We start from the raw sequence: 19,370 nt of genomic DNA, 5'->3' as shown, positions 1-19,370 counted from the left end.
AGATTCACACATGGTTTTAGTCGAAAAAAACAGGGTGAATTGCGTTGTTTTTTTCGTGGTTTTTCTCACGACCATATGTACATTCGTCATCTAAAATCCGTGTGTTTTTCGATAAGATTTTCGGTTGAAAGCCTTATCATTCCACACTAAGTTAGAATACAATAACCCCTAATATAAGTCAATCAATTTTGGGTCTAAAATAAAACAACTTTGTGACAAACATCACATTTTTAATTGGGACGTTTTTTGTAATGATTATTTTCTTGGTCGATGATGGTTATAGTCGCTTATGAACAAATGATTTTTTTTGCTTTTCACTCAGATTTTCTATTTGAGGGGTGTAACATTAAAACACTTAGCTTGCCCCCCCTTGCAAGGCTCAAGTCGACGACATCTGCGACCGATGAACGCGTCGAACCGCCCGACTATGCGCCCGAGCCGCCCGATGAATGCGTCCGAGCCGCCCAACAAAGCGTTCCAACCGCCCGATGAATGCGTCGAACCGCCCGACTAAGCGTTCCAACCGCCCGATAAACGCGTCGAACCGCCCGCAGACGTGTTATCTCGCTTCTTATCCGTTTATTTTTATTGTCATTGGAATATCATTTTTTTCATCCGCCATTTAAGAATTCAGTTGAACCTCTGAACTATATGTTTTTCCATCTTGAGTGACTTGGACGACAAGGTACTGGCTTGACTCGCTCATTTCGTCAATTTGGATGGTCGCTTGAAATTTTCCTTCATTAATATTCGTTTCTTCAAGAATCGAATTTGTTTCAGAAAAATCTCCTGAAATAATTGCGACTTCCAATTGCTCGACTTCTTCGGCTAAGTATACGGATAAGTTGTATTTATTTTCCGTAAATGGGATAGGCTCCAGTTCGATGCCTGAAATTCGTGGGTAGTCTGCTTCTTCTGTCACCAATGTATAGGGTAATGATACGCGTTCATCACCAACGCTGACGTAAACGTATCCTTCTAAAAGTTCTTGCGTTAATCGATCAGTCGATACACGCAATTCAACTGGAAAGCTTTCCGAGGTGCCGGGTGCAATCTCTGTTGTGAATGGTAACTTCCACTGGATTCCTGGTTGCTTTCTCGGTATTTCCCATCTAACGAGCATCGGATCTTCTTCATGATTTTCAATTGTAATTGAGCGTTGAATGGTTTGATCATCTTGATCGACTTTCCCAAAATGAATCGCTTTATCTTTTATCGTGTATTTTCTCTCTACGCTTCTCGCGATATCCGCTACTCCTGCCCCTTGGTCGATGGCAGATTGATTGAGTTCGTCTATTGGATTGGCATGAGAAATTAAGCGGTTTTTTAACTCTTCTGGTGATGCGTCTGGATCTTTTTCAATTAATAGCGCAAGCAGACCTGTTATATAAGGTGCCGCCATGCTCGTCCCTTGCAATTCAGCATAGCCGCCTGGAACGGTACTCAAAATGTTCACGCCCGGTGCAATAATGTCTGGTTTGCTTTGCCAGTTTGATGTGACCGGTCCTCGTGAACTAAACGTTGCAAGTTTGTCCGTTAGCTGTTCATATTTTGTCGTAAACCAATTACCTGCAGATTGTAGCTGTTTCGCATCATCCTTTGAAATATAGGCGACCGGAATTGGCAGTTCAACAAACTCCCACGAGTTCGGATCTTCATCACTATATACAATGACTGCTGATGCTCCTTTTTCGATAATCGCCGCCATCATTTCAAGATACGTCTTTTCTTTTTCAATCAAAATAACTCTGTCGTTAAGACTTTTTTCCAATTGCTCGACCGTTGTTACCGGCTCTAACGGCATTCGTTTCGAAAATTTCCAGGAGGCACTCAAAGGAACTTGTGCTAAATCGATGCGATGCGAATTGGGTAGTTCGATATATGGCTGATGCTGTATTGGCGCATAGGCTCCAACTGACACCGCCTTTTCTGCCGTCGCAGGTGACCCGACCGTCCATAAATCAGGGCCACTATTTCCATTCGCCACGACGACGGATACACCTAATTCGATCGCACGATTGACCGCTTCTGTCATCGGGCTATCCGGGCTGTTCACTTCATTTCCGAGCGATAAATTAACGACGTCCATGCCATCATCAACTGCTTCTTCAAGCGCTGCAATAATTTCCGCTGTTGTTCCCGTTCCACCTGGTCCGAGTGCTCGGTACGCATAAATTTCGGCATCCGGCGCGACACCGGTAATCTTGCCCCTCGCCGCAATAATGCCTGCAACGTGAGTTCCATGCAATGTCGGCACGCCTTGTTCAACCGTCGTTTCCATCGGATCTTCATCAAAATCAACGGTGTCAAAGCCTGCTTGGTAATTCGCTTCTAAATCTGCGTGCGTATAGTCAATACCTGTATCGATGACACCGACTTTCACATTTTTTCCTGTTTGCTCAATGTTCTCTGGATGGTAGTTTGCTTTTTCTAAGCCTGAGTTTTCTGTATGTGCGTAGGGCACTTGATACGTTTGTGCCGAGTGAATCGTTGTGACGAAGGCTTCTTCATATAATTGCTCGATGTGGCGCTCTTTCCCTTGAACAGCAACTGCCTCAAGCAATGTATCGTACATGTGAAGGACCTCGATGAATGGATAGTTTTTTTGCAGAATTGCTTCCAGGTCTTCTGGCGCGTTCTCCATTTCGATGATCCATGTTTGTTCTTCGTCTGCTTGGACGATGTTTGATAAAAAGATTAGCACAATGATTAGTGTCATGCAGAATTTCTTACGCAACAACTCACCTCCGTTTCGCTCGAAGGTTAGTTTGTGCAATGAATGGAAAAACATGAGAAAAATTCTTATGTATGAAAATAAAACGTAACTAAGATGAAGGTCAACATGAGATAAACGTGATCTGCTTCTTCAACAGTTGGCTGATAAGTAAATTGATAACCTTTTTCTCTGCAACCCCTACCGATTAACCTGTCATCTGCATATAACTCCACAGTATTACTCACGCCATATGTTTGAAATTTATATTGCTTTCCTTCTATGATTGCTTCAATCAGACCCTTTAATTTACTAGCATTTTTCATAGAAAGATCTGTTTGTACGCGACCAATTGCTTCCCCGTTTTTTTGAAGAATCCATTGATCATTTCCCCAAAGCTTATTTTCCTCTTGATTGACGAAAGCGAAATGGTCCCCATTCTCCATCTTTGCTTCTAGGTTTAAATACCAACGACCGGTGGAGCGCATGATATCGGCAATAAACATTTTCCAAGGAGATCTGTAAATTCTGCGGAAATTTCCTTTGCATTGTTGATGTGCATAAATTGGTTTCCAATTTGGCGTAATCGCATTTCCTAGCCGGAACATCCATTTCCCTTCACTGTTGAACGGTTGAAATGCTTGGTCTCTTCTCGTTTGATTTCGCAGAAAAAAGTAAAGGAGCACCGCAACCACCGGAAACACCAGCAAGATTGCGAGTTGGTAAAGTTCAAAATTGTCTAAGATGATAAATCTTAATGAAAGTCCAATCATTCCTGCTACAAACAGACTGATTAAATATCCCACAATAACATACATCCTTCCAACTCATCATTCGTACATTAATCTTATTATGACACAGGTACATATCATAAAAAAAGCCGATCCCTGAAATAGAGATCAGCCGCACCATCTATTATTTTGTACCAAAAAGTCTGTCACCAGCATCGCCTAAACCTGGAATGATGTAACCTTTTTCATTCAGTCTTTCATCAAGTCCTGCAATATAAATATCGATATCTGGATGTGCTTCTTGAACAGCTTCGACGCCTTCTGGTGCTGCAATTAAGCACACTAAACGAATATGCGATGCACCGCGTTTTTTCAACGATTCGATCGCTTCAATCGCCGAACCACCTGTTGCAAGCATTGGATCGGTTACAATTAATTCTCTTTCATGGATATCGGATGGTAATTTCACGTAGTATTCAACTGGCTTTAGTGTTTCAGGATCACGGTAGAGACCGATGTGGCCAATTTTTGCGGCTGGAATTAAGTCAACGATTCCATCAACCATTCCTAAACCGGCACGAAGGATTGGGATAATACCTAACTTTTTCCCTGAGAGGACTTTGGATTTCGCTTTTTCGACGGGGGTTTCAATTTCAATTTCTTCTAAAGGTAATTCACGAGTAATCTCAAACATCATTAATGCAGATACTTCATCAACCAATTCACGGAACGCCTTTGTTCCAGTATTTTTGTCTCTGATGAAAGTGAGTTTATGTTGGATTAACGGGTGATCAAAAACATAGAGTTTTCCCAATCTGAACAGCTCCTTTTTTTCACATATCCATTGAATTGTAGCGAACTATTGACCATATTTCAACATGCATCGACAAATTAAACAAAATGCGAAATTTCTCACAAATTGTTGTTGTTTAATTGCTGTGTATGCATAGCTTGTCCTGGTGATTATATAGAGAAAGAGCCCGAACTACTCGTTTAGTTCAAGCTCTCTCGTTGTATTATGATTCAGGGTCTTCCCCAATGATTTTCACTTCGCGCTCTAGTTCTACGCCGAATTTATCTTTCACTGTACGTTGCACCATATGAATGACATCAATGTACTCCGTCGCTGTTGCATGATCTTTATTAATGATAAAGCCAGCATGTTTTTTCGACACTTCTGCCCCACCGATTCCTTTACCTTGTAGATCACTGTCTTGAATCAATTTTCCGGCAAAGTAGCCTGGTGGTCTTTTGAATACACTGCCGCATGACGGGTACTCAAGTGGTTGCTTCGATTCACGCTTAAACGTGAGATCGTCCATGACCGCTTTAATGTCATCGTAACTACCTTCTTTCAAATCAAAGCGAGCTTCCATGACGATATAGCCATTATCCGGAATATTACTCGTGCGGTAGGAAAGGTCCAAGTCTTCCGCTGCGAGTGTTTTTAAATTTCCTTCCCGGTCGACGACGACTGCTTCTGTCAGGACATCTTTAATTTCTCCGCCATAAGCACCTGCGTTCATAAAGAGCGCACCGCCTACCGTTCCGGGAATACCACAAGCAAATTCAAGACCACTTAGTGAGTGGCTGAGCGCTTCTCTGGAAGCATCGATAATACGAGCACCACTTTGGGCGACTAAACGCGTGCCTTCTACTTGGATGTCATCTAGTCTTTTCAAACTCAACACAATACCGCGGATCCCGCCATCTTTGATGATCATGTTCGAACCATTTCCGATTAACGTAAACGGAACATTATGTTCATTCGCAAAACGAACGACTTGCTCTACTTCCTCATAACGACTTGCCGTAACGAATACGTCGGCATTTCCACCCATTTGGGTATACGTATGAGCATTGAGCGGCTCATTCACTTTTATATTCTCCGTTTTTACGATTTCAGATAAATCACGGATAAACGCATCATTGATTGTTACCACTGTCATTTCTCTCCTGACTCTTCACGTATGTTTCTATTGTAGTTTATTCACCTATTCAGTATTTGTTAAACCCTATTTATTCTACCATGAAACCGCGTGGATGAGTGATTTGTAACAAAATTGAAAGAAACATGTTGTCCTGTTAGTTTAGCATTTTGTAGCGAAAATATGAATGTGGGTTATATTTTGGGTTTGGTGGTGCGTTGGATTCGGTGAGTGTTTGTGTTTTTTGGCAGATTTAGGCTTGTTATCGGCGAGTTTTTGCATTTTATTGGCGGATTCTCGAACTTTATTGGCGGCTTTGAACGTTTTATTGGCGGGTTCTCGAGCTTTATCGGCGCCTTCGAACGTTTTATTGGCGGGTTTGCACGTTTTTTCGACGTGTTCACCTCGGGTTTCGACGGCTACACGCGGTTTTTCGACGGGTTCAGCACTGAATTCGACGGCTGCTCGCGATTTTCCGACGGCTTCACAAAGTTTTTCGGCGGCTCGATCGCTTTTTTCGACGGCTCCTCAAAATGAACTAAAAAAGCAGCGGGATCACCGCTGCTTTTCTTTTTTATTCATACATTGGGAAGCGATCTGTCAACGCTTTGACGCGTCGTGTCGCTTCTTCTAGTTTATCCTCGTTACCAAGATTGTCCAATGTCAGTTTCATGATAGCTGCAATTTCATCCATCTCTTCAATTCCGAAGCCTCTTGTCGTGACGGCTGCTGTTCCGATACGGATGCCGCTAGTCACAAATGGACTTTCTGGATCGAAAGGAATCGTATTTTTGTTCGTTGTAATACCGACATCATCCAACGCTTTTTCGGCTACTTTTCCAGTTAAGCCGAGTGGACGTAAATCTAATAATAGTAAGTGGTTGTCCGTTCCGCCTGAAACGAGACGAATGCCTTCTTTGACGAGTGCTTCGCCAAGTCGCTTGGCGTTGTCGATAATTTCGGCTGCATACTCTTTAAATTCTGGCTGCAATGCTTCTTTAAATGCAACGCCCTTTGCAGCGATTACATGCATTAATGGACCACCTTGCATCCCTGGGAATACGTTACTATCGATTTTTTTCGCGAATTCTTCTTTACAAAGAATCATACCGCCACGGGGCCCACGTAGTGTTTTGTGAGTCGTCGTTGTTACGAAATGTGCATGTGGTACTGGGTTTGGATGCAAACCAGCTGCAACGAGCCCTGCGATGTGCGCCATGTCGACCAGTAAGTAGGCACCGACTTCATCCGCAATCTCACGGAATTTCTCAAAATCAATGACACGTGGGTAAGCTGAAGCGCCTGCAACGATCATTGCTGGTTTTACTTCGCGCGCACGCTCACGCAATGCTTCATAGTTAATGAGCTCATCGTCCTCATTGACACCGTAATCGACAACGTTATAAAGTTTTCCACTGAAATTCACCGGGCTTCCATGAGTCAAGTGGCCTCCATGATTCAAGTTCATGCCAAGAATCGTGTCTCCTGGCTTCAATACAGAGAAATAAACGGCCATATTCGCTTGGGCACCAGAGTGTGGTTGCACGTTTGCGTGATCCGCACCGAACAGTTCTTTCGCCCGGTCACGTGCTAAGTTTTCAGCGATATCGACATATTCACAACCACCGTAATAACGACGGCCAGGATAGCCTTCTGCATATTTGTTGGTCAATACAGAGCCTGCTGCTTCCATTACCGCTTCAGAGACAAAGTTTTCTGATGCAATCAGCTCAATTTTATCGTGCTGGCGGCCTTTCTCTTTATTAATTGCTTCAAGCATTTCTGGATCGATTTCGTTTAATTTGTTTTTTAAGTGACTCATGTAAACCCCTCCTTATTTAATGAACGCCAATCAATTGGCTAATAATCTTATTTTCGATAAACCGCACGTTCTCCACCAATCAGTTTTGGTCGAGTGAATGCATGGGTGACGTGTGCATTGCCGAGTTGCTTCGTTTTTAGCCGAAGTGGTACAACGACTGGTTTCAAATGCATTCCAATCAACGTGTCACCGATATCCATACCGTAATCAGCTTGGACATTTTCCACTAACACGGGATCGTCCATCTGTTGATAAGCATGGCTCGCCATCGAACCTCCAGCTTGTGGTTGAGGTATCGCATTCACCTCCGGAATTTGTAAGCGCTGTTGCACTTTTCGTTCCAGCACAATCGCTCGGTTCAAATGTTCACAGCACTGAAAGGCTAGAGAAACACCCGTTTCTTGTTGAAATTTGTTCATCGCTTCGTAGATCGCTGCGGCAACTTCCTCACTGCCTGCTGTTCCGATTTGTTCGCCGATAACTTCGCTCGTTGAACAGCCTATTAAGAACAGGCCTTCCTCTCGAATGAAATCTTGATTCTTCCATTCTTCCATCATAGTTTGAAGGTCTTGTTTCACTGATTCGATGGTCGTCATTTTGATTCCTCCTAGTATCGAAGTCATCCATATACTAGTGTAACAAATTTTCAGTCATTTTTGGACTTGAAATTGTTTGTATTTTTTATGATAAGCTAGTTATTTAAGTCGTTGATTAGGATGTGTATAAAAATGGGGTTGGTTGTGCTTTTAATTTTTATCTTCATTATTTCCATCAGTTTGATTTTTCCTATGGTATTTAAAGGTGAGCGGAAAGAAGCTACAGATGAGAAAGCCAGTATGTGGCTGGTCAGTTTCGTCTCTACTCTCCTGGCCTTACTCATCACTGCCATTTTCGGTGGCTTATCGCTCGTGTTATTAGGTGCATTAAATGTTGCAAATATCGTGTTATCAATCGATGTATCGTCGTCAAAATTAATCGTATTAACGGTTTGCTATTTTATTTATTTGTTTACGATCGAAACCGTTTTTGATACAATCATTAACTTCTTTGTTAGCATCAAATTATTTCAACAAATTCTACTTGCGCTCGTCCGAATCCTCGTCTTCGGACTCATTGCCTCTTTAGTTGGATTGAGCTACGAACAAGCTTTACTAATTGCTACAGGAAGTGCTCTCGTCCTTTTGGTCATTGAGTTACTATACGATTTCAAACAGAAACCAGAAAAACCTTCTCATTAAATTAAAAACTGGCCGCCTTTTTCAGACGACCAGTAGCTTTTATTGTTCTTCAAATTGTTTAATTTTATTGACTCGGTTTTCGTGCCGACCGCCGTCAAATTCTGTTTCCAAAAATGCCTTAACTATTTCAATAGCTAGTCCTGGTCCAATAACACGCTCTCCCATAGCTAGCATGTTTGCATTGTTGTGCTGGCGGGTTGCTTTCGCGCTGAATACATCATGTACTAACGCGCAACGGACTCCCTTCACTTTGTTGGCGGAAATGCTCATACCGATTCCCGTTCCGCAAATAACAATTCCATAGTCGAACTCGCCTTTCGCAACACGTTCGGCCGCTGGGATGCCGTAGTCAGGGTAATCAACTGACCCTTCACAGTCACATCCGATATCTTCAAATTCGATACCTAGTTCCTCAAGTAAATTTGAAACTTCTTGGCGTAAATTTTTTCCGCCATGATCTGATGCTAAGATGACCTTCATTGTGAAGTCCTCCTTCAAAGTCTATTCCATTCGATCGATGTGTTTTTCAATCTCATTCAATGTTTCAATATACGTATCAATCGATAACCCAATCGGGTCAGAAATACTGATATTTGTATTTTCTTCATGAACTGGCTGAACATATTCTATTAAAGTGAAAATTTTATCCCGGTCACTTGGATAATCGCTCATCAACATGACTTTATGATCTTCTGTCATTGTTAAAACTAAATCTGCCCAATTGATTAAATCCTTCGTAAGCGGTTGAGAGGCATGATTAAAGTCGATTCCTTTTTCTTGTAGTGCCTCAATCGCTTTTGGATTGGCTGCTTGTCCGTGACCCGCAAAAACCCCCGCAGACTGCACTTCCAAATCTGGACGTTTATGTTTTAATATTGCCTCGGCCATTGGGCTCCGGCACGTATTCCCTGTACAAACGAATAACACTCGATTCAATCCAGTTCCCTCCTGTTGACGTCTATTCAAAATATACCATACATTGTCCCGAAAACGGTAGCTATTTGCTGGAATTATGAGCATAAAAAATGCTCGGATCCGTTAAACAAATCCAAGCATAAATGATTACATAACCATTTGAATGCCGAGCCCCAATAAAATCAAACCACCGATTGCTTCAGAGTACTGACCGAATAAATTTATTCCTTTACGTGATAAAATCATCCCGAGTGTCGCCAATAGAACACTCATCAAGCCGATCAATAGTACGACAACAAACTGGGAAATTCCACCCATTCCCATACTTAATCCAACCGAAAAACTATCCAAACTCACGGTTAGCGCAAGAGCCGCCAAACCAGAATAATTCACGTATTTTTTCATATCTTTTTCAAAAACTGTCGCCAAAATCATTTGAACACCGATCATAATGAGTAGCCATCCGGAGATAATGTTCGCAATTACTCCGAGTTGATCGGAAATGATTTCACCGAGCGTAATTCCAATTAAGGGCATCACAATGTGCAACAAACCCACGACTAAAATAAAAAACAAAACCATTCTCAGACGAATCTTCATCAGACCTATTGAAAGACTAACAGAAAAAGCATCCATGCCTAGCGCAAAAGCGATTAGAACAAAGGGTGTGAATGTATCAAAAACAGCCATCATCATTTCCATCTCCCATCAACCGGACATGCTATTTCAATGTATGCATGTTTGTTGATGTTTAGAAGAAATTTTGAATGGCTGATACTAGGGTAAATTGTAGCCTTTTCCTTGAAAAGACTTCCATTGATTTTTGCTGGTGTAGCGGTAGCAAACGGATATGTGCCCTTTGGTGGAATTTATGTTCCCTTGAACAGATTATATGCTACCTAACCTTTCACATATGGAACCAAAGGCAAAATTTATGGGCCCAACTATGGATAGATATGGGCCCTCCAACCAAATATATGTGCCTCACAACTATTTTATCTCGCTCGCCGCTCGTTCCAAACGATTCATTAATGCTTCACCGATTCCTTTTTTCGAAAAAGATTCAGCTAAGACGACGTCGTAATCATGCTCATCGATTTCCCTTAATTTTTGATAGAGCTGCTGGGTGATTTCGTCGATGTTTTCTCGTGAACCTAAAATGAATGGCTGTTCTAGATTCATTTCGTGTGCTCGTTCTAAACTGACAAGGTAGCCTACTTTTTTCCCTTGGTCTTTCAACTGATTAGCAATTACCGCCATGTTCCTCGCTTCACGCACGAGCCAAACTGCTGTATCTGGCGCGTAATGTTTATATTTCATACCGGGCGATCGTGGTTGCTCGCTAGCTGCTAACTTTCCGGTTACGCCAACCGGCCCGATGACGTCTTCAATTTGTTCACGGGTCACTCCGCCCGGCCGTAAGATCATTGGAGTTTCCATTGAACAGTCAATAACGGTCGATTCCACACCGACTCCGGTAATCCCTCCGTCAACAACGCCATCAATTCTACCGTTCAAATCTGTGATGACGTGCGCGGCCGAAGTCGGGCTTGGTCGTCCGGAACGATTGGCGCTCGGTGCCGCGACAGGAATATTCGCTGCTTTCAGTAACGCCCGGCCGATTTCATGATCCGGTATACGAATGCCGACCGTGTCTAGCCCCGCTGTTACATCGCTAGCTAATTGATTTCCGACAGGTAAAATGATGGTGAGCGGTCCCGGCCAAAAGGTTTCCATTAATTTTTTTGCATGCTCCGGTACCTCTGTCACCAGTTCACTGACGGCTTCTACATCTCCAACATGTACAATGAGCGGATTATCCGCTGGGCGTCCTTTTGCCTCAAAAATATTTTTCACTGCTTGATCATTCCGCGCATCTGCACCAAGCCCATAAACCGTTTCTGTCGGGAATGCGACGAGCTTTCCGTCTTTCAGCCAATCGGCCGCTTCGTTTAAGCGATGATCTTCAGGCGTATCTATTTTCCATTGTTTCGTGGTGTGATTCACTTCCATCTCGTTCATCCTTTAGTTTTTCTTCCCTTTATTATGCGTGGAAAATAGACATCTTGCAATTATGTGCTTTTCGAAACGGGCTTCAATTTTTTCTCATACCATTCTCCTGGCAGTTCTTCATTCAACGGGGTTTCATAGATTTTTTTAAACTGAATCAGTTCGAGTAATTCTGCGCGCACTTGGTCATTCACGCTGACGATCAATGATTCGTATCCTTGTCGCTCCGCTTCTTCCGCAATCCAGTCAAACACTAATAGGAAAACAGCCATTTTCGTGTTTGTCCGAAACATTAATAGACGTCGTAACCATGCATGGGACCCTTCTACTGGTTCAATTACGAAGAAACAGATTTTCTCTTGTCCGAACTCCATGAAAAATCCATGCTTTCTCGCCCAATCTTCTTTTAAATATTCTTGTTTTTGTCTTTCATCTTGAAAAAATTCATCAATTTCCTGTGTTGAACAATGTTCGACTTTCGTTATTTTGACCATTTCTTCACCTCATTTGTTTGTTTCTAAAAAATATGAGGCAAAGATGGCAAATATGATTGTTTATAGAATTTTAATAGAGTGACACTTTTACGCAAAGAACGAAAAGATCCCTTTAATCCATTCCCATAAAAAGAACTTCACTTCAGGCTCTTCCTCTTCTTCACCGTCGTGCTCGAGTACTGTCGCGCCATTGGAGAAGTCCACAAAGCATAACGGTGGGAATAGCACGCACCACCAATTGTCGCCTTTTCCTTCTCCGATTGTAATCAAGACAGCTTCATAGGTGCCACCCGGATAAATATAATTGTCATAGATTTTATCTGGAAATTCTACGTTTCCGAAGTCTAGCTTATAGGATTGATCCGTCACGATTTCTCCGACAAGCTCTTCCAATTGCGGCATATTGTTTTTAATTGTCTGGCGAGCTTTTTCAACAGACGTTAACTTTTCGACCCATTCCGTAATTTGTTCACTGACAGCATCGCGGACTTCTCGCTTGATCTCTTGGTCTTTTTCATCATTGGAGTTTGCCAATATTCTTAGGCGAATCGCTTCATCTGGAATCACCTGACGCTCTTCATTTCCTTCGTGAGCTACTATTTTCGGATAAAACAGTTGTACTGAAATTAATAAAATTAATGTAATAACGATAAATCGCTTCATTTCCCCTCAACCCTTTCTCGTAATCTATTAATCTCATTCTCGCCGGCTTCCCAAAGGTCTATACATCGAATGTGAAAATTGTTATGATAAGTTCAATATTTTTAAGAATTACGGTCGGGAGGCGGAATGGATGTTTACATATGAAGTGGATGAGGAAATATCATTGAAATTAATTGATGAAGGCGATGCTGAAGCGGTCTTCTCATTGACAGATCAAAGCCGTGACTACTTAAGAGAATGGCTTCCATGGATTGATCTGACGACTGAAATTGGTGACACGCGGAATTTTATAAAAGGTTCGAAAAAAATGTATGCGGAAAGCAAGGGGCTGAACACCGTTATACTCTATAACGGAGAAGCGGCAGGCATTGTTGGTTACAATGAGGTGGATTGGCAAAACAAAATCGCCTATATCGGCTATTGGCTCGGAGAAGGTTTTCAAGGAAAAGGCATTATGACACGCGCCACAAAAGCGTTGGTTGATTATGCGTTTGAGCAGTTGAACCTAAATAAAGTTGATATTCGAGCTGCAGAACGAAATAAAAAAAGCCGGTCGATTCCAGAGCGTCTCGGATTTCAACAGGAAGGGAAAATCCGTGCGGGTGAGTTGTTGTATGGAAAGTATGTCGACCATGTCATTTATGGAATGTTGAAGAATGAGTGGGAGAAAATGAATGCTACTGAAGCATAAGAATATAACGATTCGAAAAATGAAGCATGAGGATCTCCGTTTGATGATGAAATGGTTAAACGACGATCAAGTATTGGCTTTTTATGAGGAGCCACCTTCTGATTGGAAACGTATAGTGAAAAAATACCGACCACGGATTGAAGGAAATCATTATGTGACACCTTGTATAATTGAATACGACGACCAACCAATTGGTTATATCCAATATTATGAGATCCAACCAAAAAAGCTAGATGAATACGGCATCTTACTGAACAATGGTAAGCTTTATGGAATCGATCAATTTATTGGCGAACCAACGTTGTGGGGTAAAGGGATTGGAACACAAATGATTCGAATGATATTGAGTGAATTAAATCGCAAAGGTGCCACAAAGGTGTTGTTGGAAGTGAATCCAGAAAACAGACGAGCCATTCGAGCTTATGAAAAATGTGGATTTCGTGAAATAAAAGATCTTGAAAATCACTTGCTGTTAATGGAATGGACCCCAGACAGCAATTAACCGCATCGTTTTTGCTTTAACACTCAGCAAAAACGATGCGGTCTTTTTTATTAGGCTCTGGTCTTTATATGCGATATTAGTGCAAAACGCGCCCATTTCTGGAGCAAAGCACCTCATAAACCATCAACATATTGTTTTGCCTCTAACAATGAAAGCCCAAAGGCTTGCCTTACCTCTTTAACAGCTTGAACTTCTTTTCCCTCTTTAAGCAGAACTCGCAGTTTTTCATTTATTGGATGTTCAGGTACATCCACGTGGCTAGTGACCTGGTCCAGTGTAAACTTCAGGCTTTTAATCCTAGTTTCAAGGAAATTAAGTTTGCTGGAAACAGTAGTGATAAGTAAAAAAATTATTACTACTAATCCCCCTATAATTATTAGCTCTGTCAATACATTCCCTCCTAATATCACTGTGAAAATATAAACCTTTGTCCAATTAAATGGACCTATTGAAGAATATTTTGCTAAGCAATCGCGCCCATTTGCTTAAATAAAAAATTAAGGTTTAAATAAATCGTCAACTTTCACATTCAATACTTGAGCGATCTTAAATGCAAGCTGCAAGGTAGGATCATATCGGTCGTTTTCTATTGCGTTAATTGTTTGTCTTGTTACCTTACATTTCTTTGCTAATACATCCTGCGTAAATCCTTTACGTTTTCGAAATTCCAAAATTTTATTTTTCATTGCTGCTCAACCGTCGACGATTAATTATATAAAATACAATATAACTACCGATAAGAACAATCAAATAGAATAATTCCGGTTGTCCGAATGATTTTAATGGACCGGTCCTAAGATTAAAGAAGTCAAATATAATATTGATGATAAATACAGCAAATATAAATGTCCAACTGCCTACGATAGCCTTATGTTTAATTAACTCAGACCTTTCATCATCTTTTGCTCCATATGTTTTATCTCCTGTCAACCAACCGATAACCCAAAATAATATTAATCCTACAAGAAATATTACAACCCATTCAATAAACAAACATATCACCTCATTGAAATGTAAAAATATCTTTCCATTTTATTTTATAAAAATCATTTTATAATGTCAAAATGTTTTTACGTTTTATGTAATCCAAACCAAATAAGATGGATGAACACGACATCCTACTGAAAAGCCATATGCTTTATGGAATCGATCAATTTATTGGCGAGCCAACGTTATGGGATAAAGGGAATGGGACTGATATTGAGCGAATTAAATCGCATAGGTGCCACAAAGGTGCTGTTGGAGGTGAACTCAGCAAACAGACGGGCCGTCCGAGCTTATGAGAAAAGCGGATTTCATAAAATAAAAGACCTCGAGGATCACTTGCAGTTAATGGAATGGACCCCAGACAGCAATTAACCGCATTGTTTTTGCTTTAACACTCAGCAAAAACGATGCGGTCTTTTTTAATAGGCTCTGGTCTTTATATGCGATATTGGCGCAATTTCTTATTATAGAATCGCTCCCGCTTCCAGAATACTACTTATCAAATACTTCTTGATTCTCGAATACCTGTCTTCTTGTATAATGGCGAATCGAAAAACCATAGATCGTAAATAACAGCAATACTAATACCCATATAGCGTTTCTATACGTTTCATATGGTATGTTCGTTATAATACGATGATAAAGTTCCAAGGCAAGCCAGCCAACAGGAAATACAGGTAGTGCGTATTTAGCTGATATGGCTAATATTTTTTCCCTTTTTCGTTTTTGGAATTCTCGCTTCTTGAAAATTTGATATGTATAATAAGAGCATATATAAAAAATGGAATTATCAATGCGCCTATAATAAGCATTAATCATCGAATCCCCCTTAAAATAGTTCTAACATTAGTTCCCTTTTATTCTGCTATGTGGCCCAATTGAAACGTAGTCCTTACTAAGTAATTGCGCACATCTATAAAAGATCATTAAATTTAAAACATTTAATCATTAGTAATTTTTAATATTTATAAGCTGTACATGTATAGCTACAAGAACTTCATCTGGTATATTTGTATGGAATTTCTTTACTTCAGGCCCAGTGCCTCTTCCATAACTACGCCCAATTGATGTATAACTTTCTTCTAGGAAACTATTGAAATTAGTAAACTGATAGCAAAAAGAATAAATGCAAACAGTATCGTTAAGTACATTATTAACTCAAGTGAGGTAAGTTTTCTTTGTTTTTTAGTCTTTTCTAAATCCCTTAGATAAAAACCAGCACTTATAATAAGCAAGGCGCTAGCTACAACTCTTAAAATTTCCACTAGAAGATCCAATTATATAACCCCTCTTCCCCAAAGCATTTTTCCGTTAAATGGCCCTATTCTGGAATATCTTATTCGTTTATTGCGTACGATTGCTGATAGATACTATTTTACTGAGTCAACAATTTTTTTCGCATCTATCAATGACAAACCGTATTTCTCTCTCAATGATTTCACAGTCTTTACTTCCGTTGAACTTTTTAATATTTCTTTTGCTTCATTTTTCATATCGTCATATTCTCCAGTTTTCTTCAAAAGCCTAAGGTTTTCTTTTTTTAGAGCACTGTTTTGACTCATTAAACTGATACCCCAACCTAAGAGCAAAAGCATAATTAATATTGAGCTTATTTCTGACCACTGCATCTAAATGAGCTCCCTATAATTTAATTTTATTTTATAATCTGGACCGATTCTAACTCAAACCTTGCGCGACAACCGCGCGCGAAGCAATAGAGGTGTCGAGCCTGCTAGCATTCACGCTTACATCCCCTCCTAATTAACTTTCTGCTACATTTTCATTATTATTTAGGTAATACGCTCAAACACTTTTATAAAGATGAATGGTAATGCTGTGGCTATTGAAACACCAATCATAGTGGAAGAAGCTACTAATAGTCTATATTTTTGTTTTGATATTTCCTTCCTCTTTAATGCAATATTTAGTGCCTTAATTATTGTACTAATCGTCATACAAATAATTATTATTGAATTAAGACTAACTAAAAATACCTCCATATTTTTCTCTCCAATCGTCAACACCTTTTATAAATAAACTATGTAGTTAAATAGCCGTTTTGTTGAAGAAAAATAATTCTATATTTTAAAATTACTTAGCCCTAATGTATCATAAGTTTCTGTGTTTTGAAGAAGATTTCCTAAAATAATCAAGTCTTTTTTTGTTACGTTATTGCTTCGATCTTGAATACTGGTTCTAAAACTTCCTTGTAGAAATGCGATGCCAACTAAGAGTGTGGTCGATTTCGTTTGACGACTTGAAGGGCTGGATAGATATGTCATGTATTTACTTCCGAGCTTGTCAGGAATAACCGTTCCGGAAAGAAAAAAGCCAAGTTCCATACTGATTTTTCAGCAAGGAAATTGGCTTTGATTTCATTTTGAAGACGTCTCGAACGAGGATCACTTAAGCATTCATAAAGACATCTTCTAATGAACGTTCCTCCACTTTCATCTCATACAGATGAACATCCGATTGAATGATCTCTTTTGATACTTCTGGCAAATCTTCTTCTGAAGGCACCTGTAGGAGCGTATAATCTTTTTTAGCTTCCATAAAGATTATGTCTGTGTTCATTTTCTCGGACAGTTTTTGAATATCATTTTTCTGCAAAATCGGTTTTGTTCTAACGGAAATCGTAACGCCTGCAGCAATTCCCTCTTTTAATTGGCGTGGGGTGCCTAGTTTTTTAATCTCACCATCACTGAGAATGCCGACCCGATCACTGACTTTATCGATTTCATCTAAATTATGTGAGGTAAGAAAGACCGTTTTCCCTTCTTACTTCAATTTTATCACTAAGTCTCGTATGTTAATTGTTGATTCTGGATCAATTCCTGATGTTGGCTCATTTAGAATAATTAAATCAGGATTTCCTAGTAACGCTTGTGCTATACAAATTTTCTTTTTCATACCAAAGGAATAGGACTTAATTTTTTTCTGTGCGGCGTCCTCTAAGCCTACTTCTTTCATTAATGTTTTCAACTCTGGCTTGCTACGCTTATCGCCAGCTAACTTACCCATGTAGCGTAAAAAGTTTAACCCTTTCATATTTTCATATAAATTAGAGACGTCTGGCATAACACCTATTCTTTTTTTGGCATGGTTGAGTTGGCTGTCTGAAATGCCCATTATCTTAAAAGAGCCTGCGCTTTTATTCGTTATACCTGTAATCGTATGAATGAAAGTAGATTTCCCAGCGCCATTATGACCCACAAAACCAAAAACCTCGCCTTGGTAGATTTCTAAGTTAATATCTTTTAACACTTCTGTTGTTCCATACTTTTTTGTTAAATGATTCACTTCAACTATACTCATATCTATAAATCCTTCCTTTGCATGATGAACACAGATATTAGTAGGTAGATCACTCCTATAATGATGGGAACGAACATCAATCCGATCGAACCTTCTAAATATCTATAAGGTAATAGGTATTTGAACGGGACTAAATACCATTTACTCGAGACAGCTGAAGCGAGCCCTAAAATCGGTAAGGCAATACCGAATAGAATACCCAAGAACATCGTTAATTTTGACTTTGTAAATACGGTGGAAACTAAAACGACGAAGCTAACAATGTAAAATAAAAATACGAAAGAATGAAAATAATCTTTCAGAAACCACGAACCAGAAATGATGAATATAACTGCAAATGATATCGTTATCGTAGCTACCCAAAATAACAATGTCCCTAAAGATTTACCTACCATGATTTGCATTCTCGACGTTTTCGTCACGAGTAAACGCATCGTTTTTAATTCGATTTCCTTGTTGATCAAATCATGGGACTCGCAAAAACAAATAGAAATCCGAGTATTAATACGATGAGAGCGATTGCAGCTGTATATACTGTTCCTTCCTCACCACCGATTTTTACAATTTCTTGAATCAAACCTGGGTTGCTATCAATGAACGTAGCTGATTGATAAGATACAAATGTAATAAATAATATAATTAGGATGGACCGCACACTTTTAAAAGAGTCAAGAAACTCTCTTGTTAATATATGAATCATTTTGCTTTCTCCTTTTGTCATCTATTTACTTCAAGTCATGAGACGTCATTTTATCCAGTTCTTGTTTTCTCTTTTTTTCGAGAGATTCCCTAACCGATATCCAACCTCCCAGTAAAATCGTTGTGCCTAAAATGGCGATGAACCAAAAGTCTCTTGAGCCGACGTCCATTTTTCCTGATAGAAGAAGGTAAATCAGGAGTATGACATAGCCTACTGGTAGTATGCCTCCCCAAAATGCTTTATTTCTTGTTGAAAGGAAGTGTTGAAGAACTAGTATGAAAATCGCGAGTAAAATATTTAGAGACCAATGCATTGCTACCTCTCCTTTTCTTTTTTATATTTTTCAATAATTAATTTTGCTTCTTCCAAATTGATTCGATCATCAATTGATAGATTTTTAATAAACTGAATAAATTCTTCATTTTCCGCAGCATCATTTAATTTTATTTTTTCAATTAACCGATCTAACTTAATCCTTACCGTCGGATAAGAAACCTCATAAACCTTTGCGATTTCTTTTAAAGAACCTGAATTCATGACGAATTTTTTGATGAATTCCACATCCTCTTGATCCAAAGACAAGATCCAACTTGGAACATCTCTTATATCCATTTAATCACCTCATCTCATCAAATGTGTAATTTTACTTTAACATTAA

At 39.8% G+C, this 19,370-nt stretch carries 29 protein-coding genes; 5 read left to right on the top strand and 24 right to left on the bottom strand.

Annotated features, from left to right (window positions below; genetic code table 11):
- Nucleotides 1-622: 622 nt before the first annotated feature.
- From KC820_RS08125 to murB, 4 genes are all read right to left on the bottom strand, one after another.
- Nucleotides 623-2,737, bottom strand: a complete 2,115-nt coding sequence (locus tag KC820_RS08125; protein WP_212370149.1) for a S8 family serine peptidase — start codon at nucleotides 2,735-2,737, stop codon at nucleotides 623-625.
- Between the two features lie 65 nt (nucleotides 2,738-2,802).
- Entirely contained in the window at nucleotides 2,803-3,531 is a 729-nt protein-coding gene (locus tag KC820_RS08120) for a tubby C-terminal domain-like protein (protein WP_212370147.1), read from the bottom strand.
- Nucleotides 3,532-3,628: 97 nt separating this feature from the next.
- The gene (gene upp, locus KC820_RS08115; RefSeq protein WP_144089020.1) at nucleotides 3,629-4,258 is read right to left on the bottom strand and encodes a uracil phosphoribosyltransferase; all 630 of its coding nucleotides are present in this window, start codon (nucleotides 4,256-4,258) and stop codon (nucleotides 3,629-3,631) included.
- A gap of 202 nt (nucleotides 4,259-4,460) precedes the next feature.
- Nucleotides 4,461-5,378: a UDP-N-acetylmuramate dehydrogenase gene (gene murB, locus KC820_RS08110; RefSeq protein WP_289037829.1), complete on the bottom strand. Its 918-nt coding sequence runs from the start codon at nucleotides 5,376-5,378 to the stop codon at nucleotides 4,461-4,463.
- A 231-nt stretch (nucleotides 5,379-5,609) separates the two neighbouring features.
- On the opposite strand from murB, the gene KC820_RS08105 reads away from it, so the two are divergent.
- A complete protein-coding gene (locus KC820_RS08105) occupies nucleotides 5,610-5,909 on the top strand; it encodes a hypothetical protein (protein ID WP_212370144.1) in 300 nt (99 codons plus the stop codon).
- A 37-nt stretch (nucleotides 5,910-5,946) separates the two neighbouring features.
- Here the strand turns inward: KC820_RS08105 and glyA are convergent, their stop codons facing one another.
- Both glyA and KC820_RS08095 read right to left on the bottom strand, forming a co-directional pair.
- Nucleotides 5,947-7,194, bottom strand: coding sequence for a serine hydroxymethyltransferase (gene glyA / locus KC820_RS08100; protein ID WP_212370143.1), 1,248 nt, complete (start codon nucleotides 7,192-7,194; stop codon nucleotides 5,947-5,949).
- 47 nt (nucleotides 7,195-7,241) lie between these two features.
- The gene (locus tag KC820_RS08095; protein WP_212370186.1) at nucleotides 7,242-7,781 is read right to left on the bottom strand and encodes a TIGR01440 family protein; all 540 of its coding nucleotides are present in this window, start codon (nucleotides 7,779-7,781) and stop codon (nucleotides 7,242-7,244) included.
- A gap of 141 nt (nucleotides 7,782-7,922) precedes the next feature.
- Here KC820_RS08095 and KC820_RS08090 point away from each other — a divergent pair, with 141 nt between their 5' ends.
- Nucleotides 7,923-8,432, top strand: a complete 510-nt coding sequence (locus tag KC820_RS08090; protein WP_212370142.1) for a hypothetical protein — start codon at nucleotides 7,923-7,925, stop codon at nucleotides 8,430-8,432.
- 39 nt (nucleotides 8,433-8,471) lie between these two features.
- On the opposite strand, the gene rpiB is transcribed toward KC820_RS08090, so the two are convergent.
- From rpiB to spoIIR, 6 genes are all read right to left on the bottom strand, one after another.
- A complete protein-coding gene (rpiB, locus tag KC820_RS08085) occupies nucleotides 8,472-8,912 on the bottom strand; it encodes a ribose 5-phosphate isomerase B (protein ID WP_212370141.1) in 441 nt (146 codons plus the stop codon).
- A gap of 21 nt (nucleotides 8,913-8,933) precedes the next feature.
- On the bottom strand, nucleotides 8,934-9,368 hold the full coding sequence (locus KC820_RS08080; protein WP_212370140.1) for a low molecular weight protein arginine phosphatase: 435 nt from the start codon (nucleotides 9,366-9,368) through the stop codon (nucleotides 8,934-8,936).
- A gap of 126 nt (nucleotides 9,369-9,494) precedes the next feature.
- Nucleotides 9,495-10,049 carry a manganese efflux pump MntP gene (locus KC820_RS08075; protein WP_236782579.1) on the bottom strand — a complete coding sequence of 185 codons (555 nt, stop codon included), beginning with the start codon at nucleotides 10,047-10,049 and terminating at the stop codon, nucleotides 9,495-9,497.
- Nucleotides 10,050-10,337: 288 nt separating this feature from the next.
- Nucleotides 10,338-11,360, bottom strand: coding sequence for an L-threonylcarbamoyladenylate synthase (locus tag KC820_RS08070; protein ID WP_212370139.1), 1,023 nt, complete (start codon nucleotides 11,358-11,360; stop codon nucleotides 10,338-10,340).
- Nucleotides 11,361-11,419: 59 nt separating this feature from the next.
- On the bottom strand, nucleotides 11,420-11,851 hold the full coding sequence (locus KC820_RS08065) for a hypothetical protein (protein ID WP_212370138.1): 432 nt from the start codon (nucleotides 11,849-11,851) through the stop codon (nucleotides 11,420-11,422).
- An 87-nt stretch (nucleotides 11,852-11,938) separates the two neighbouring features.
- Nucleotides 11,939-12,514 (bottom strand): stage II sporulation protein R, encoded by a 576-nt coding sequence (gene spoIIR, locus KC820_RS08060; protein ID WP_212370136.1) that lies wholly within the window; start codon nucleotides 12,512-12,514, stop codon nucleotides 11,939-11,941.
- Between the two features lie 130 nt (nucleotides 12,515-12,644).
- Here spoIIR and KC820_RS08055 point away from each other — a divergent pair, with 130 nt between their 5' ends.
- Nucleotides 12,645-13,205 carry a GNAT family N-acetyltransferase gene (locus tag KC820_RS08055; protein ID WP_212370134.1) on the top strand — a complete coding sequence of 187 codons (561 nt, stop codon included), beginning with the start codon at nucleotides 12,645-12,647 and terminating at the stop codon, nucleotides 13,203-13,205.
- The gene (locus tag KC820_RS08050; RefSeq protein ID WP_212370132.1) at nucleotides 13,189-13,707 is read left to right on the top strand and encodes a GNAT family N-acetyltransferase; all 519 of its coding nucleotides are present in this window, start codon (nucleotides 13,189-13,191) and stop codon (nucleotides 13,705-13,707) included. Before KC820_RS08055 ends, KC820_RS08050 begins: the two co-directional genes overlap by 17 nt.
- 113 nt (nucleotides 13,708-13,820) lie before the next feature.
- Here the strand turns inward: KC820_RS08050 and KC820_RS08045 are convergent, their stop codons facing one another.
- From KC820_RS08045 to KC820_RS08035, 3 genes are all read right to left on the bottom strand, one after another.
- Nucleotides 13,821-14,096 carry a hypothetical protein gene (locus KC820_RS08045; RefSeq protein WP_144161498.1) on the bottom strand — a complete coding sequence of 92 codons (276 nt, stop codon included), beginning with the start codon at nucleotides 14,094-14,096 and terminating at the stop codon, nucleotides 13,821-13,823.
- Nucleotides 14,097-14,204: 108 nt separating this feature from the next.
- Nucleotides 14,205-14,393 (bottom strand): helix-turn-helix transcriptional regulator, encoded by a 189-nt coding sequence (locus KC820_RS08040; protein ID WP_144161496.1) that lies wholly within the window; start codon nucleotides 14,391-14,393, stop codon nucleotides 14,205-14,207.
- A complete protein-coding gene (locus tag KC820_RS08035) occupies nucleotides 14,383-14,709 on the bottom strand; it encodes a hypothetical protein (RefSeq protein ID WP_336511036.1) in 327 nt (108 codons plus the stop codon). The genes KC820_RS08040 and KC820_RS08035 overlap by 11 nt, the downstream gene beginning before the upstream one ends.
- A gap of 98 nt (nucleotides 14,710-14,807) precedes the next feature.
- Here KC820_RS08035 and KC820_RS08030 point away from each other — a divergent pair, with 98 nt between their 5' ends.
- Entirely contained in the window at nucleotides 14,808-14,990 is a 183-nt protein-coding gene (locus KC820_RS08030) for a hypothetical protein (protein WP_212370128.1), read from the top strand.
- Nucleotides 14,991-15,186: 196 nt separating this feature from the next.
- On the opposite strand, the gene KC820_RS08025 is transcribed toward KC820_RS08030, so the two are convergent.
- The 9 genes from KC820_RS08025 to KC820_RS07995 form a co-directional block, all read right to left on the bottom strand.
- Entirely contained in the window at nucleotides 15,187-15,513 is a 327-nt protein-coding gene (locus tag KC820_RS08025; protein ID WP_212370126.1) for a hypothetical protein, read from the bottom strand.
- 551 nt (nucleotides 15,514-16,064) lie between these two features.
- Nucleotides 16,065-16,322 (bottom strand): hypothetical protein, encoded by a 258-nt coding sequence (locus tag KC820_RS08020; RefSeq protein WP_144161487.1) that lies wholly within the window; start codon nucleotides 16,320-16,322, stop codon nucleotides 16,065-16,067.
- Between the two features lie 450 nt (nucleotides 16,323-16,772).
- Entirely contained in the window at nucleotides 16,773-17,036 is a 264-nt protein-coding gene (locus tag KC820_RS08015) for a hypothetical protein (RefSeq protein WP_212370124.1), read from the bottom strand.
- Nucleotides 17,037-17,100: 64 nt separating this feature from the next.
- Nucleotides 17,101-17,388, bottom strand: a complete 288-nt coding sequence (locus tag KC820_RS13220; protein ID WP_336511037.1) for an ATP-binding protein DrrA1-3 family domain-containing protein — start codon at nucleotides 17,386-17,388, stop codon at nucleotides 17,101-17,103.
- Nucleotides 17,389-17,475: 87 nt separating this feature from the next.
- Nucleotides 17,476-18,012, bottom strand: a complete 537-nt coding sequence (locus KC820_RS13215; RefSeq protein WP_236782577.1) for an ABC transporter ATP-binding protein — start codon at nucleotides 18,010-18,012, stop codon at nucleotides 17,476-17,478.
- 2 nt (nucleotides 18,013-18,014) lie between these two features.
- Nucleotides 18,015-18,476: a hypothetical protein gene (locus tag KC820_RS08005; RefSeq protein WP_236782576.1), complete on the bottom strand. Its 462-nt coding sequence runs from the start codon at nucleotides 18,474-18,476 to the stop codon at nucleotides 18,015-18,017.
- Entirely contained in the window at nucleotides 18,473-18,712 is a 240-nt protein-coding gene (locus tag KC820_RS13210) for a hypothetical protein (protein ID WP_236782575.1), read from the bottom strand. The genes KC820_RS08005 and KC820_RS13210 overlap by 4 nt, the downstream gene beginning before the upstream one ends.
- Before the next feature lie 25 nt (nucleotides 18,713-18,737).
- Nucleotides 18,738-19,025, bottom strand: coding sequence for a hypothetical protein (locus KC820_RS08000; protein WP_212370122.1), 288 nt, complete (start codon nucleotides 19,023-19,025; stop codon nucleotides 18,738-18,740).
- A 2-nt stretch (nucleotides 19,026-19,027) separates the two neighbouring features.
- Nucleotides 19,028-19,324, bottom strand: coding sequence for a DUF2089 family protein (locus KC820_RS07995; protein WP_212370120.1), 297 nt, complete (start codon nucleotides 19,322-19,324; stop codon nucleotides 19,028-19,030).
- Between the last annotated feature and the right edge of the window lie 46 nt (nucleotides 19,325-19,370).

The organism is Allobacillus saliphilus (assembly GCF_018138385.1).
GTDB lineage: Bacteria > Bacillota > Bacilli > Bacillales > Alkalibacillaceae > Allobacillus > Allobacillus saliphilus.
The sequence above is the reverse complement of the archived record's forward strand: the minus strand, read 5'-3'. Positions and strand labels throughout refer to the sequence as shown.

Excerpts from the sequence above, each read along its gene's own strand:
- KC820_RS08120 (WP_212370147.1), bottom strand. The coding sequence starts at position 3,531 with ATGTATGTTATTGTGGGATATTTAATCAGTCTGTTTGTAGCAGGAATG.
- glyA (WP_212370143.1), bottom strand. The coding sequence starts at position 7,194 with ATGAGTCACTTAAAAAACAAATTAAACGAAATCGATCCAGAAATGCTT.
- KC820_RS08090 (WP_212370142.1), top strand. The coding sequence starts at position 7,923 with ATGGGGTTGGTTGTGCTTTTAATTTTTATCTTCATTATTTCCATCAGT.
- rpiB (WP_212370141.1), bottom strand. The coding sequence starts at position 8,912 with ATGAAGGTCATCTTAGCATCAGATCATGGCGGAAAAAATTTACGCCAA.
- KC820_RS08075 (WP_236782579.1), bottom strand. The coding sequence starts at position 10,049 with ATGGAAATGATGATGGCTGTTTTTGATACATTCACACCCTTTGTTCTA.
- KC820_RS08070 (WP_212370139.1), bottom strand. The coding sequence starts at position 11,360 with ATGGAAGTGAATCACACCACGAAACAATGGAAAATAGATACGCCTGAA.
- KC820_RS08065 (WP_212370138.1), bottom strand. The coding sequence starts at position 11,851 with ATGGTCAAAATAACGAAAGTCGAACATTGTTCAACACAGGAAATTGAT.
- spoIIR (WP_212370136.1), bottom strand. The coding sequence starts at position 12,514 with ATGAAGCGATTTATCGTTATTACATTAATTTTATTAATTTCAGTACAA.
- KC820_RS08055 (WP_212370134.1), top strand. The coding sequence starts at position 12,645 with ATGTTTACATATGAAGTGGATGAGGAAATATCATTGAAATTAATTGAT.
- KC820_RS08050 (WP_212370132.1), top strand. The coding sequence starts at position 13,189 with ATGCTACTGAAGCATAAGAATATAACGATTCGAAAAATGAAGCATGAG.
- KC820_RS08040 (WP_144161496.1), bottom strand. The coding sequence starts at position 14,393 with ATGAAAAATAAAATTTTGGAATTTCGAAAACGTAAAGGATTTACGCAG.
- KC820_RS08030 (WP_212370128.1), top strand. The coding sequence starts at position 14,808 with ATGGATGAACACGACATCCTACTGAAAAGCCATATGCTTTATGGAATC.
- KC820_RS08025 (WP_212370126.1), bottom strand. The coding sequence starts at position 15,513 with ATGATTAATGCTTATTATAGGCGCATTGATAATTCCATTTTTTATATA.
- KC820_RS08020 (WP_144161487.1), bottom strand. The coding sequence starts at position 16,322 with ATGCAGTGGTCAGAAATAAGCTCAATATTAATTATGCTTTTGCTCTTA.
- KC820_RS08015 (WP_212370124.1), bottom strand. The coding sequence starts at position 17,036 with ATGGAACTTGGCTTTTTTCTTTCCGGAACGGTTATTCCTGACAAGCTC.
- KC820_RS13215 (WP_236782577.1), bottom strand. The coding sequence starts at position 18,012 with ATGAGTATAGTTGAAGTGAATCATTTAACAAAAAAGTATGGAACAACA.
- KC820_RS13210 (WP_236782575.1), bottom strand. The coding sequence starts at position 18,712 with ATGATTCATATATTAACAAGAGAGTTTCTTGACTCTTTTAAAAGTGTG.
- KC820_RS08000 (WP_212370122.1), bottom strand. The coding sequence starts at position 19,025 with ATGCATTGGTCTCTAAATATTTTACTCGCGATTTTCATACTAGTTCTT.
- KC820_RS07995 (WP_212370120.1), bottom strand. The coding sequence starts at position 19,324 with ATGGATATAAGAGATGTTCCAAGTTGGATCTTGTCTTTGGATCAAGAG.